The organism is Streptomyces filamentosus, assembly GCF_014654895.1.
GTDB lineage: Bacteria > Actinomycetota > Actinomycetes > Streptomycetales > Streptomycetaceae > Streptomyces > Streptomyces filamentosus.
This window is the reverse complement of the sequence record NZ_BNBE01000003.1, coordinates 260,141-272,990: the sequence shown is the minus strand read 5'-3', so window position 1 is coordinate 272,990 and position 12,850 is coordinate 260,141. Positions and strand designations below refer to the sequence as shown.

The 12,850-nt window shown below is 74.0% G+C and carries 9 protein-coding genes; 4 read left to right on the top strand and 5 right to left on the bottom strand.

Annotated features, from left to right (window positions below; translation table 11 throughout):
• Positions 1 to 16 precede the first annotated feature (16 nt).
• Genes IE326_RS28670 through IE326_RS28650 form a run of 5 tightly spaced genes read right to left on the bottom strand, consistent with a single transcriptional unit; the run spans position 17 to position 6,554 of the window.
• Positions 17 to 808 (bottom strand): endo alpha-1,4 polygalactosaminidase, encoded by a 792-nt coding sequence (locus IE326_RS28670; RefSeq protein WP_190043725.1) that lies wholly within the window; start codon positions 806 to 808, stop codon positions 17 to 19.
• Positions 805 to 1,425, bottom strand: a complete 621-nt coding sequence (locus tag IE326_RS28665) for a spherulation-specific family 4 protein (protein WP_150227805.1) — start codon at positions 1,423 to 1,425, stop codon at positions 805 to 807. Before IE326_RS28665 ends, IE326_RS28670 begins: the two co-directional genes overlap by 4 nt.
• Before the next feature lie 28 nt (positions 1,426 to 1,453).
• Positions 1,454 to 2,884 (bottom strand): hypothetical protein, encoded by a 1,431-nt coding sequence (locus IE326_RS28660; protein ID WP_190043724.1) that lies wholly within the window; start codon positions 2,882 to 2,884, stop codon positions 1,454 to 1,456.
• The gene (gene pelF, locus IE326_RS28655) at positions 2,881 to 4,425 is read right to left on the bottom strand and encodes a GT4 family glycosyltransferase PelF (protein WP_190043723.1); all 1,545 of its coding nucleotides are present in this window, start codon (positions 4,423 to 4,425) and stop codon (positions 2,881 to 2,883) included. Before pelF ends, IE326_RS28660 begins: the two co-directional genes overlap by 4 nt.
• A 26-nt stretch (positions 4,426 to 4,451) precedes the next feature.
• A complete protein-coding gene (locus tag IE326_RS28650) occupies positions 4,452 to 6,554 on the bottom strand; it encodes a hypothetical protein (protein ID WP_373310351.1) in 2,103 nt (700 codons plus the stop codon).
• Positions 6,555 to 6,869: 315 nt separating this feature from the next.
• On the opposite strand from IE326_RS28650, the gene IE326_RS28645 reads away from it, so the two are divergent.
• The 4 genes from IE326_RS28645 (at position 6,870) to IE326_RS28630 (ending at position 12,778) form a co-directional block, all read left to right on the top strand.
• On the top strand, positions 6,870 to 8,378 hold the full coding sequence (locus IE326_RS28645; RefSeq protein ID WP_030751462.1) for a leucyl aminopeptidase: 1,509 nt from the start codon (positions 6,870 to 6,872) through the stop codon (positions 8,376 to 8,378).
• A 415-nt stretch (positions 8,379 to 8,793) separates the two neighbouring features.
• Positions 8,794 to 10,182, top strand: coding sequence for a dihydrolipoyl dehydrogenase (gene lpdA / locus IE326_RS28640; protein WP_150227810.1), 1,389 nt, complete (start codon positions 8,794 to 8,796; stop codon positions 10,180 to 10,182).
• 63 nt (positions 10,183 to 10,245) lie between these two features.
• Complete coding sequence (gene sucB, locus IE326_RS28635; RefSeq protein ID WP_190043721.1) at positions 10,246 to 12,021, top strand: 2-oxoglutarate dehydrogenase, E2 component, dihydrolipoamide succinyltransferase; 1,776 nt, start codon at positions 10,246 to 10,248, stop codon at positions 12,019 to 12,021.
• A gap of 133 nt (positions 12,022 to 12,154) precedes the next feature.
• Positions 12,155 to 12,778: a GntR family transcriptional regulator gene (locus IE326_RS28630; RefSeq protein ID WP_150227812.1), complete on the top strand. Its 624-nt coding sequence runs from the start codon at positions 12,155 to 12,157 to the stop codon at positions 12,776 to 12,778.
• Positions 12,779 to 12,850: the final 72 nt, after the last annotated feature.

Genomic DNA, 12,850 nt, shown 5'->3' with positions numbered 1-12,850 from the left:
CGTACGGGGTCTGCCCCTAGCAGGGCCTGCGCCAGGCGTCGAGCTCGTACCGCTTCCGCATCGAGCTGAGGCCCAGCTCCCGGGCCTCGGGGCAGAACGCGGCGGGGGCCAGTTCGTACTCGGCGTGGAAAACGGGCTTGCCGGCCGCGACGAAGGGGGCGAGACGGTGGCACTCGTCGTACTCGGCGCACTGCTCGTTGACCGCGAAGTCGAAGTCGGGGAGCAGGGCCGGGATCTGGTCGAGGTCGTTCTTGAGGCCGACGGCGAGGCCCCGGTCGTGGGCGAGGCGGGCGATCAGGCGGTTGTAGCGGAGCTGGTCGGCGGCGGTGAGGGGGAAGCCGGTGCGGTTGCGGTAGCCGTCCATGTTGTCCGGCTCGACCGCGTCGAAGCCCTTGGCGCGGCACATGTCGATCCGCTCCGCCATGAGGGGTTCGAGGACGTCGGTGCGGCGGATGTCGAGCCAGCGCTCGCCGGCCCAGCCGTTGCCCCGGCCGAGGACGGACTTCGGGAAGCGGTCCGCGTCGGGGCGGAAGTCCTCCCAGGCGCCGGTGGAGAGGTAGCAGATCACCTTCCGGCCCCGGCGGTGCAGGTCCGCGACGGTCGCGGCCGGGTGGTCGAAGCCGTCGATGTCGTAGACCGGGACGTCGACGGTCGGGTCCAGCCTCCCGCTGAGCTGCCACTGCCAGGCGAGGCCGGCCGTGGGACGCCAGCGGCCGGTCTCCTCCGGCTTGGGGTCGGGGCCGGGGCCGGAGGTGCAGGCCGTGGCGAGCAGCAGCAGGGCCGCGAGGAGCGGCAGGCGGCGTCTCATCGGGCGGGCTCCGGGACCTCGTGCGGCAGGGTGCCCCAGGGGTGGGCGCCGGTGCCCGGCACCGCGCAGTGGACCTCGGTCGCGGGGCGGAAGCCGGGCGGGGCCGCGTAGACGAGGTGGCAGTGGTGCGGGGCGGCGGGCAGGTCGAGGGTGCGGTACGCGTCCCACGGGCCCTCGAAGGTGACCAGCAGGTCGGCGAGGTCCGCGTACCCCTCGTCGGGCCGGGTGCCGTGGTTGAGGACGAGGGTCGCCGCCCCGGCGGCGCGGGCCGCGACCGCGAGCCGCCGGTAGTGCGGCAGGGCCTCGGGCGCGGTCGCGACCTGGTCGAGGAAGGCCCCGTCCGCGCCGTACCACTCGCGGTGGCGGAGCAGGTCGGCGACGACCTCGGCGTGCGGGCGGCGGCCGTAGGCGGTGTCCGCGTAGCCGAGGATCCGCACCCCTTCGGCGCGCAGCCGGGCGGCGGCCTCGGCGAAGGCCGGGTCGGGGGCCTCGCCCGCCCCGTTCGCCGGGTTGAGGACGACGCCGTGGAGGGCCGGTGCGGCGGCGACGAGGGCCGCCCAGCCCTCGGGGCGGTCGGCGGGGTGCTCGTAGAACGGCACCAGGAGGGAACGTTTCACGTGGGGTGTCTCCCGGAGTGCGGTGGCCCTAGAGGCGGTGGGCGGTCGGTCGTACCAGCAGAGCACGGGTGAGGACGGCCAGCACGGCCGCCGCTCCCCCGGCGGCGAGCGGTCCCGCGGCCGGTTCCAGGGTCTGCGCGGCGGCGGCCAGCAGGCAGACGGCGGCCGCGCCGAGGACGGCGCCGAACGCCTGGAGGAGCAGCCCCAGCCAGAGCACGGTGCCGAGCAGCAGCAGGGTGAGCAGCCGCTCCGGGGCCGGCCAGGGCGCGCCGGGCCACAGCAGGGTCGCGGCGAGGGCGAGGGCGAGGAGCACGGTGAGGTAGCCGCCCAGGCAGAGGACCAGGGTGCCGGTGACCGCGCGGCGGAACTCGCGGGCGGTGGTGAGGGTCCGCAGCCGGGCGAGGCTGCCGCCCCGGAAGCGGTGCAGCAGCCACTCGGCGGGCCCCATGGAGAGGGTGAGCGCGATGACCGCGCCGGCGCCGGCGGCCGGGGATTCGCCGAGCCCGGCGTCCAGCACGAGGAGGCCGCTGCCCAGGCCGAAGAGGCCGTACGGGACGGAGGTCCCGAGCGGCGGTCCGCCCCGCCCGGCGGCTCCGCGCGCGGTGCCGGGGCGCAGCGCGCGGGCGGCGACGAGGACGGCGGCGGCCAGCGAGAGGGCGGGCAGTCCGGCCCTGAACGGGTCGGGCAGGTCCCAGCGGAGGGCGGGGAGGGCGCCGGCGAGCGGCGACAGGGCGGCGAGCAGGGCCCGTTCGCGGCCGAGGACGAGGAGCACGGTGGCGGCGGCGAGGTAGAGGGACTGCCCGGCGGCGAAGACGGCGGCGGGCAGTTCGCCGTCGCGGGCGGCGGCGAGGGCGACGGCGGTGCCGGCGAGCGCGCCGGCCGGGGCGCCGGTGAGGAGGGCGCGGGCGGCGGCGGCCCGGTCGCCGAGGCCGAGCCAGGTGTGGGCGCGGTGGGAGAGGGCCTGGTTCCACACCCAGCCGGTGACCGCCCCGGCGAGCAGCGGGACGGTCCCGGCGGGGAGTCCGTACCGCCCCGGTCCGGCGGCGAGCAGCGGCCCGGCCAGGACGTAGGCGAGGCCGGGCAGCGCGAAGACGAGCCCGCGGAGCAGGCAGCCGCCGAGCCCCTCGGCCCGGACGCGGCCGCCGCGGGTCCTCGGGGGCGGCTCGGGGTGGCACCGCTCCACGCGCGCGTACAGGTCCTCGGCGAGCGCGAAGGAATCGTTCCGCCCGTAGGTGAGGCGGATGTGGGCGTCGGTCATCCCGTCCGATTCGAGGAGCGCGGCTATCTCGTCCGGGTGGACGGCGGCGGCCACGAACGCGTCCAGCCGGGCGGCGAGTTCGTCGAGGGGGTCGGGGGCGGGGCCGGGGCCCGCGGGGACCTCCGGGGCGGGGCGCGGCCGGGGCGGGGCGGCCAGGGGCGGGGTGCTGGCGGGGGGCTTCAGCCAGAGGGAGCCGCTCATGCCGGGGTGCCTTCCGGGACGCGGGGCGCGCCGCGGCGCGGGGCGGGGATGCTGACGCGCAGCGGGACGGGGACGGGGACGGACGCGGGCAGGGGGGCGCGGGGGGCGGCGAGTTCGCGGTAGATGCGGCGGAAGCCGTCGACCGAGCGGTGCAGGGTGAACTCGTCGACGACCCGCTGCCGGGCGCGGCGGCCGAGCTCCGCGCGGCGGGCGTCGTCCCGCAGCAGGGCGGAGACGGCGGCGGCCATGACGGCGGGTTCGCGGGGCGGGACGACGACGCCGGCGTCGCCGACCGCCTCCCGCACCCCGCCGACGTCGGTGGAGACCGTCGCCCGGCCGCAGGACATGGCCTCGATGAGGGAGAAGGGGAAGCCCTCGCTGATGGAGGAGAGCACCACCACGCTGCCGGCCGCGTAGGCGGAGGGGACGTCGGAGACGCGGCCCTCGAAGGAGACGCCGTCGGCGACGCCGAGTTCGGCGGCGAGCTTCTCCAGGCGGGTGCGGTAGTCCTCGTTGCCCGCGGGGACCGGGCCGAAGAGGCGGAGCCTGAGCTCGGGGAGTTCGGCGCGGGAGATCGCGTACGCCCGGACGAGGGTCTCCAGGTCCTTGATCGGGTCGACCCGGCCGCACCAGCTGAGCGTCGGCGTCTCCGGTTCGGGGCCGGCCTCGGGGAAGAGGGCGGGGTCGACGCCGTTGTAGACGGTGCGGATGCGGTCGGCGGGGGCGCCGCCGCGCTCCTCCCAGCGCCGGTTGTACTGGTTGCAGGGGGTGATGAGGTCGGCCTTGCGGTAGCCGAGGGAGTTGAGCTCGCGGTAGAAGCCGAGCATGAGGGCCTTGACGGGCCAGCGCTGGGCCTCGGTGCGGTAGCCGAGGTACCGCTCGCGGAGGTAGATGCCGTGTTCGGTGAGCAGGAAGGGCACTCCTTCGAAGTGCTGCGCGGCGAGCGCGGGCAGGGTGGCGAGGCCGCTGGAGACGGCGTGCGCCACGCTGCCGTCGGCTATCCGGGCGCCGAGCGGCCGCAGGGCGTGTTCGAGCAGGTCGGTGGCGGTGAGGGCGTCGTGGACGGTGGGTCCGGCCGCACGCGTCGGCAGGTGCGGCATGGTCCAGATCCACATGAGGGAGCGCAGGGCGGCCTCGGAGCGCAGGGCCGGGGTGAGCCGTCCGTCACGGGCGAGGGCGGCCAGTCCGTAGAGGCTGCCGGCGAGGTCGTGGCCGGCCTCGGGGTCGAGCAGGGCGAGCAGGAAGTGCTCGTACGTGGCGAGGAAGCGGCGGCGTTCGCGCCCCCGCAGGGGCCGGCGCGCCCGGGTGGGCGCGTCCGGTCCCTGCGGGTGCCCCCAAAGGGGGAACGCGGTGTGCCGGGCGATGTTGGGCGGCAGCTCCCAGGTGACGGGTTCGCGGCCGCTGCCGGTGAGGGCGAGGATCTCGAAGGTGACCTCGGGCATGCCCCGGACGAGCTGGTCGCACCAGGTGCTGACGCCGCCGTGGACGTGCGGGTAGGTGCCTTCGGTGAGCATGGTGACGTGACGGCCACTGCTCGGCATGTGCGTGTCCCCCCAGAGCGTGCTGGTCAGGCGGTCGGGAGCTGGAGTGTGACGGAGGTCTGGAGCAGTTCGGGCGCGGTCCAGGCGGAGCGGGCGCCGGCGTAGGGGGTGCCGAAGGCGGTGGTGCCGAGGAGGAGTTGCCTGCGGGTGCCCTCGGGGGCGGTGACGGGGACCTGGACGCCGGAGGGGGCCTTGACGGTGACGGCGGTGCCGATCCGGTAGGCGGTGACCTTGCCGGCGGCGAGGGCGGCGTCCCACGCCTCGCGGCGGGCCAGTTCGGTGCCGACGTCCTTCTGGGAGGGGTTGACGATCGGGGTGTTCGCGGCGAAGAGCGTCCTGTAGTCGGCGAGGACCTTGTCGAGGACCGGGTAGAGGAGGCGTTCCTCTGCCAGGTTCGACTGGTGGACGTAGTGCGGCCGGGGGTCGTTGGCGATGACGTGGCCGAGGGCGGTGCGGGCCTCCTGCGGGACGATGTGCGTCGCGTAGCCGGTGGTCGTGTCGAGCGGGGCGGGCAGGCAGGTGGAGGCCGAGTTGTCCTCGCAGGCGCCGCTGCCGCCGTCGGCGCGGGAGGTGTAGATCCAGTTGTACTCGTCGGCCATCTCGGCGGCGGTGCCCACGTTGTAGTACACGTTCATGGGGTGCCGGGGGACGGTCTTCGCGGCGCCGACGGCCCGCTGGAGGGGTTCGCGGGAGTTGTCGCTGCCCGTCCACTTCACGCCGTTGTCGGCGAGGGCGCCGGCGAGGTTCGGGTTGTCGGCGGGCTGCTGGGGCAGGGTCTTCAGGCCGGAGTGCTCGCCGGTGACGAGTTCGGAGCGGTCGACGGAGAGGCCCTTGCGGAAGGCCCAGTCGAGGTTGTCGCGGATCTGCGCGGAGAGTTCGGAGCGGCTGACCCAGAGGGTGGCGCCGGAGGCGTCGGTGGCGCAGCGCCAGGGGACGGTGGTGTTGTCCTGCACGCAGCCGAGGAAGGGGTGGGTGTAGGTGTGGTTGATCCAGCGGTACTGGGCGCGGTCGGCGAGCAGCCGGTCGGTGAGCGGGTCGGCGCCGCCGTGCTCGGTCCTCCACTGCTCGCCCTGGCCGCCGTTGTAGACCATGTCGAGGGTGAAGCCGGAGGCCTTCTGCCAGGCGGCGGCGTAGGTGGCGTCGGCGGCGGTCATCCGGATGGGGTTCTCGGCCTCGCCGTCGCCGCCGGCGCAGTCGAGGTCGCCGGGGGTGCAGTTGCGGACGGCGTCCCAGCGGGCGTCGGGGGCGAAGACGTCGTCGACGTGGACGGAGAGGTAGTTCCGGGACCGGCCGAGGTGGACGCCCTGGGTGAGCCATTCGACGATGCCGCGGGCGAGGGCGCGGAACTGCCGCTGGTACTGGTTGTAGGCGAAGGTGACGACGAGTTCGCGGCGGCCGTCCGCGGTGTACTCGCCGACCAGGCTGGCCCGGCCGCCGCCCCCGACCGGCACGTCGACGTAGCTGGTGAAGCCGGCCCGGGGGCGGCCCGCGTAGCCGTAGCTCTCGGAGATCGCGGGGTCGTTGTCCTCGAAGGTCAGGCTGCCCGCGAGGTAGCCGAAGGGGCCCGCCCTCCCGGCGGCGGTGACGCCCGCGGTGGTGCCGTCGAGGACGCCGGACCAGCCGCCGTCGGTGGTGTAGTCGAGGCCGACGCCGGGGTGGGACCAGGTGTACGCGTCGACCTGCGGGACGCCGAAGGTCCGCTCGTACGCCTGGAGGGCGGTGTGCTCGGCGGAGTCGGGGCCGAAGGCGGTCTCGTGGGGCAGGACGACGCCCTGGTACTTGGCGCGGGGCCGGCCGTCGACCGTGTCGCTGAGGAAGGCCGCGTCGAGGACCGGCCGGTTCGGGTCGTCGAGGTCGACGACCCGGTACGGGACTCCGGAGCCCTTCAGTTCGGCGGTGATGGCCTCCACGGCGCTGCCGCCGTCGTCGACGACGAGGACCGTGAGGTCGATCCGGGGCGCGGGGGCCGCGGCGGCCTGCGCGGACGGGAGGACGCCGGCGAGGAGCGCGGCGGCGGCGAGCGCGGCCGCGGTGCGGCCGGCCCGGCGCGGCGTCGCCCGCCTTCCCGCCGCCCCCCGCTTTTCGGCCGTCCCCTGCTTTCCGGCCTTCTTCGGCGCGGCCGCGGGCATGCCGGATCTGTTCGTGTGCATGGTGTGGTGACCCCCCTCGGCAGGTCCCCGGGCACGGGAGGACCTGTGGAGATGAAACGAAGGCGCGAGTGCCGCGCTTGCGTGAATGAGGCGAGTGTGGCGCCGGGGCGCGAGCCGGAAGGACAAACATGAAAGAGACACCACGGATGAGTGAATCGACGCCGCCGTGAGCGAACCGGGTGAGCGAGCGTAGGCTCGTTCTCGGCGCTCATCGGGCCGAAATACGATGCGGCGGGCTCGGTCGGCCCATCCCTCGACCGCCACAGAACTCAATGGAAGCGAGAATTCACCACCGTGACTGCTCTCACTCTCAGCACTGCCGGAGCGGCGACGCTGCGCGCCGACGCGCTCGTCGTCGGCGTCGCGAAGACCGGGAAGGCCCTCGTGGTCGCCCCCGGCGCGGAGGCCGTCGACAAGGCGTTCGACGGTCGGCTCGCCGCCGTCCTGGAGACCCTGGGCGCCTCGGGTGGTGAGGGCGAGACCACCAAGCTGCCCGCGCCCGCCGGCCTGAAGGCCCCCGTCGTGCTGGCCGTCGGCCTCGGCTCCGCCCCCGAGGACGGCGAGGCGTACGACACCGAGACCCTGCGCCGCGCCGCCGGCACCGCCGCCCGCGTGCTGTTCGGCTCGAAGAAGGTCGCGTTCGCGCTGCCGGTCGCCTCCGCCGAGGCCACCGGCGCCGTCGCGGAGGGCGCGCTGCTCGGCGCGTACTCCTTCGACGCCTTCCAGGAGCAGCAGAAGGACGCGAAGAAGCCGCCGGCCGAGGTGGCCCTGCTCGGCGCCAAGCCCCGCGACAAGGCCCACAAGGCCGCCGCGGAGCGCGCCCAGGCCGTGGCCGAGGAGATCAACCGCGCCCGCGACCTGGTCAACACCCCGCCGAACGACCTCACCCCGGCCGCCTTCGCCGCGGTCGCCCAGGCCGCCGGCAAGGACCACGGCCTGAAGGTCCAGGTCCTCGACGAGAAGGCGCTCGCCAAGGGCGGCTTCGGCGGCATCCTCGGCGTCGGCGCCGGCTCGGTGAACCCGCCGCGCCTGGTCAAGGTCGCCTACACCCACCCGAAGGCCGAGAAGTCCCTGGCGCTGGTCGGCAAGGGCATCACCTACGACTCGGGCGGCATCTCCCTCAAGCCGGCCGGCCACAACGAGACGATGAAGTGCGACATGGCCGGCGCCGCCGCCGTCCTCGCCACCGTCGTCTCCGCGGCCCGCCTCGGCCTGGAGGTCAACGTCACGGCGTGGCTCGCCCTCGCGGAGAACATGCCGTCCGGCTCCGCCACCCGCCCGGGTGACGTGCTGCGCATGTACAGCGGCAAGACCGTCGAGGTCCTCAACACCGACGCCGAGGGCCGGCTCGTTCTCGCGGACGCGATCACCAAGGCGTCCGAGGAGCACCCGGACGCGATCGTCGACGTGGCGACCCTGACCGGCGCGATGGTCCTCGCCCTCGGCGACCGCACCTTCGGCGTCATGGCCAACGACGACGACTACCGGACCGCGATCCACGAGATCGCGGGCGAGGTCGGCGAGCAGTCCTGGCCGATGCCGCTCCCGGCGGACCTGCGCAAGAGCATGGACTCCCCCACCGCCGACATGGCGAACATGGGCGTCCGGATGGGCGGCGGCCTGGTCGCCGGCCTGTTCCTCCAGGAGTTCGTGGGCGAGGGCATCACCTGGGCCCACCTGGACATCGCGGGCCCGGCCTTCCACGAGGGCGCCCCGTACGGCTACACCCCCAAGGGCGGCACCGGCTCCTCGGTCCGCACCCTGGTCCGCCTCGCCGAGCTGACGGCGGCCGGCGAGCTCTGAGCACGCCGGCGGTGAGGGCCCCGGGCTTCCCGCCCGGGGCCCTCACCCGTCTCCGCCCCCTCCTCCCTCCGCCCGGCCCGCTCCTCTCCGCCCGGCCCGCGTCCGCTCGCTCCGCCCGGCCCGAGTCCGCTCCCGCCGCGCGGTCCCGTGCCGCTGCCGTCCCGCTCCCGTCCCGCTCCCGCGGGTGTTCGCCGACGACGAAATCCGTAGGTTCGTACGCCTTCCTGGGCGGCCGGACGGACGATCGCCCGGTCTCATCCACCGGCCCCGCGTCCCGCCATCCGTCAACAAGTGCGAAGATGGGTTCTCGGCAGGACAGGGCCCCCACCACAGGGCCGACATAATGCGGCCGGACACCAGCCGCCGCCCGGTCACCGAAGACCGGCGACGAGCGCACATGCATGGAGGACGTGACGTGGCGAACGACGCCAGCACCGTTTTCGACCTAGTGATCCTCGGCGGCGGTAGCGGCGGTTACGCCGCGGCGCTGCGCGGAGCGCAGCTGGGCCTGGACGTCGCACTGATCGAGAAGAACAAGCTCGGCGGCACCTGCCTGCACAACGGCTGCATCCCGACGAAGGCCCTGCTCCACGCCGGCGAGGTCGCCGACCAGGCGCGCGAGGCCGAGCAGTTCGGTGTCAAGGCCACCTTCGAGGGCATCGACATCAAGGCCGTGCACAAGTACAAGGACGACGTGATCTCGGGCCTGTACAAGGGCCTCCAGGGTCTCGTCGCCTCCCGCAAGGTGACCTACATCGAGGGCACCGGCCACCTGTCCTCCCCCACCTCCGTCGACGTCGACGGCCGCCGGGTCGAGGGCCGCCACGTCCTGCTGGCCACCGGTTCCGTGCCGAAGTCCCTGCCGGGCCTGGAGATCGACGGCAACCGCATCATCACCTCGGACCACGCCCTCACCCTGGACCGTGTGCCGGAGTCCGCCATCATCCTCGGCGGCGGTGTGATCGGCGTCGAGTTCGCCTCCGCGTGGAAGTCCTTCGGCACCGACGTCACGGTGATCGAGGGCATGAAGCACCTCGTGCCGGTCGAGGACGAGAACAGCTCCAAGCTGCTGGAGCGCGCCTTCCGCAAGCGGGGCATCAAGTTCAACCTCGGCACCTTCTTCCAGAGCGCCGAGTACACCGAGAACGGCGTGAAGGTCACCCTCGCCGACGGCAAGACCTTCGAGGCCGAGGTGCTGCTCGTCGCCATCGGCCGCGGCCCGGTCTCGGCCGGTCTCGGCTACGAGGAGCAGGGCGTCGCCATGGACCGCGGCTACGTCCTGGTCGACGAGTACATGCGCACCAACGTGCCCACGATCTCCGCCGTCGGCGACCTGGTCCCGACCCTCCAGCTCGCGCACGTCGGCTTCGCCGAGGGCATCCTCGTCGCGGAGCGGCTGGCCGGCCTGAAGACCGTCCCGATCGACTACGACGGCGTGCCCCGGGTGACGTACTGCCACCCCGAGGTCGCCTCCGTCGGCATCACCGAGGCCAAGGCCAAGGAGGTCTACGGCGCGGACAAGGTCGTCGCCCTCAAGTACAACCTCGCGGGCAACGGCAAGAGCAAGATCCTGAAGACCGCGGGCGAGATCAAGCTCGTCCAGGTCAAGGACGGTGCCGTGGTCGGCGTCCACATGGTCGGTGACCGCATGGGCGAGCAGGTCGGCGAAGCGCAGCTGATCTACAACTGGGAGGCGCTGCCGGCCGAGGTCGCGCAGCTCATCCACGCCCACCCGACGCAGAACGAGGCGCTCGGCGAGGCCCACCTGGCCCTGGCCGGCAAGCCTCTGCACTCCCACGACTGACGCTCACGTCACTCACAGGGCGCGACGACCAACTTCCGCAATTCGTTAGGAGCAACTGAAACCATGTCGGTTTCCGTAACCCTGCCGGCGCTCGGCGAGAGCGTCACCGAGGGCACCGTCACCCGCTGGCTCAAGGCCGAGGGCGAGCGCGTCGAGGCCGACGAGCCGCTGCTCGAGGTCTCGACCGACAAGGTCGACACCGAGATCCCCGCTCCCGCCTCCGGCATCCTCGCCTCCATCAAGGTGGCCGAGGACGAGACCGTCGAGGTCGGCGCCGAGCTCGCCATCATCGACGACGGCACCGGCGCCCCCGCCGCCGCCCCGGCGCCCGCCGCCGAGGCCGCCCCGGCCCCGGCCGCCGAGGCCCCGGCCGCCGAGGCGCCGCAGGCCACCCCGTCCACCGAGGTCCAGGAGCCGGCTCCGGCCCCGACCGCCGAGGCCGCCGCCGGCGGCGGCTCCGCCGAGGGCACGGACGTCGTCCTGCCCGCGCTGGGCGAGTCCGTCACCGAGGGCACCGTCACCCGCTGGCTGAAGTCGGTCGGCGAGACCGTCGAGGCCGACGAGCCGCTGCTCGAGGTCTCCACGGACAAGGTCGACACCGAGATCCCGGCGCCCGCCTCCGGCGTGCTCCTGGAGATCGTGGTCGGCGAGGACGAGACCGCCGAGGTCGGCGCCAAGCTGGCCGTCATCGGTGCCGCGGGTGCCGCTCCGGCCGCCCCCGCCGCCCCGGCTCCGGCCGCCCCGGCCGCCGCCCCGGCTCCGGCCGCTCCGGCCCCGGCTCCCGCCGCTCCGGCCGCGCCCGCCGCCGCCCCGGCGCAGGCTCCGGCCGCCCCGGCCGCGCCGTCGATCGCTCCGGCCGTGGTCACCCCGGTCCCGGCCGCTCCGGCCGCCGCCCCCGCCCCGGCGGAGGACGGCGCCTACGTGACCCCGCTGGTCCGCAAGCTCGCCACCGAGAACGGTGTCGACCTGGCGTCCGTCAAGGGCTCCGGCGTCGGCGGCCGCATCCGCAAGCAGGACGTCCTCGCGGCTGCCGAGGCCAAGAAGGCCGCCCCGGCCCCCGCCGCCGCTGCCGCCCCGGCCTCCGCGTCGAAGGCCGCTCCGGCCCTGGAGGTCTCCCCGCTCCGCGGCCAGACCGTCAAGATGACCCGCATGCGCAAGGTCATCGGCGACAACATGATGAAGGCGCTGCACTCGCAGGCCCAGCTGACCTCGGTCGTCGAGGTCGACATCACCAAGCTGATGAAGCTGCGCGGCCGTGCGAAGGACGCCTTCGCCGCCCGCGAGGGCGTCAAGCTCTCCCCGATGCCGTTCTTCGTGAAGGCGGCGGCCCAGGCGCTGAAGGCCCACCCGGTCATCAACGCCCGGATCAACGAGGACGAGGGCACGATCACCTACTTCGACACCGAGAACATCGGTATCGCGGTGGACTCCGAGAAGGGTCTGATGACCCCGGTCATCAAGGGTGCGGGCGACCTCAACATCGCCGGCATCTCGAAGAAGACCGCGGAGCTGGCGGCCGCCGTGCGCGCCTCGAAGATCACCCCGGACGACCTGGCCGGCGCGACCTTCACCATCTCCAACACCGGTTCGCGCGGCGCGCTGTTCGACACGGTCATCGTGCCCCCGAACCAGGTCGCCATCCTGGGCATCGGTGCCACGGTCAAGCGTCCGGCCGTCATCGAGACCGCGGAGGGCACCGTCATCGGCATCCGCGACATGACCTACCTGTCGCTCTCCTACGACCACCGTCTGGTGGACGGCGCCGACGCCGCCCGCTACCTGACGGCCGTCAAGGCGATCCTGGAGGCCGGCGAGTTCGAGGTGGACCTCGGTCTCTGAGGACTCGGTGAGGCCCTTCGCCTCTGAGGCAACGTAACGAGCCTCACCAGCGGTGTCCCCGTCCGGATGTGGGTCCGGGCGGGGGCACCGCCGTATTGTCTAAGGGTCACGAAACTCCCGGAGGAGCCGTTCCATGACCGTCCCCGTCGTCCACTCGCTGCGCGAGCAGATCCGCGAGCACATCGTGGAGGGGATCGTCAGCGGCCGCTGGAAGCCGGGCGAGCGCATCGTGGAGCGCCGGATCGCGACCGAGCTGGAGGTCTCCCAGACGCCCGTCCGCGAGGCGCTGCGGGAGCTGGAGTCGCTGCGGCTGATCGAGTCGGCGCCGAACAAGGGCGTCCGGGTCCGCAACCTCACCGCGGCCGACCTGGAGGAGAGCTACCCGGTCCGGGCCGGTCTGGAGCAGATCGCCGCCGAGCTGGCGGCGCCCCGGCTGTCCGCCGACTGCTCGACGCTGGAGCCGCACGTGGCGGCGCTGTACGAGGCGGACGCGGGCTCCGACGGCACGGCGCAGGTCCGGCACACGGTGGCCTTCCACCGCGAGCTGGTGAAGGCGGCCGGCAACAGCGTGCTGCTGCACACCTGGGAGGGGCTGGGCATCGAGGTCTTCACCGCCCTGTCGATCCGCTGGCTGGGCACGGTGCAGAAGTCGTACGCGGAGGAGCACCAGGAGCTGGTGGAGGCCTTCCGCCGGGGCGATCCGAACATCGGGGCCCTGGTGAAGGCCCACGTCCTGGGCTGTGCGCCCCGCGCCTGAGCGTTTTCGCAGGTGGGAGCCCCGCTTCGGCGGGGCTCCCGGCGTTCTCCCACCGTTCGAAAAGTCGGCACC

Coding starts and splice junctions, on each gene's coding strand:
- IE326_RS28670 (WP_190043725.1), bottom strand. CDS start 808: ATGAGACGCCGCCTGCCGCTCCTCGCGGCCCTGCTGCTGCTCGCCACG.
- IE326_RS28660 (WP_190043724.1), bottom strand. CDS start 2,884: ATGAGCGGCTCCCTCTGGCTGAAGCCCCCCGCCAGCACCCCGCCCCTG.
- pelF (WP_190043723.1), bottom strand. CDS start 4,425: ATGCCGAGCAGTGGCCGTCACGTCACCATGCTCACCGAAGGCACCTAC.
- IE326_RS28650 (WP_373310351.1), bottom strand. CDS start 6,554: ATGCCCGCGGCCGCGCCGAAGAAGGCCGGAAAGCAGGGGACGGCCGAA.
- sucB (WP_190043721.1), top strand. CDS start 10,246: ATGTCGGTTTCCGTAACCCTGCCGGCGCTCGGCGAGAGCGTCACCGAG.
- IE326_RS28630 (WP_150227812.1), top strand. CDS start 12,155: ATGACCGTCCCCGTCGTCCACTCGCTGCGCGAGCAGATCCGCGAGCAC.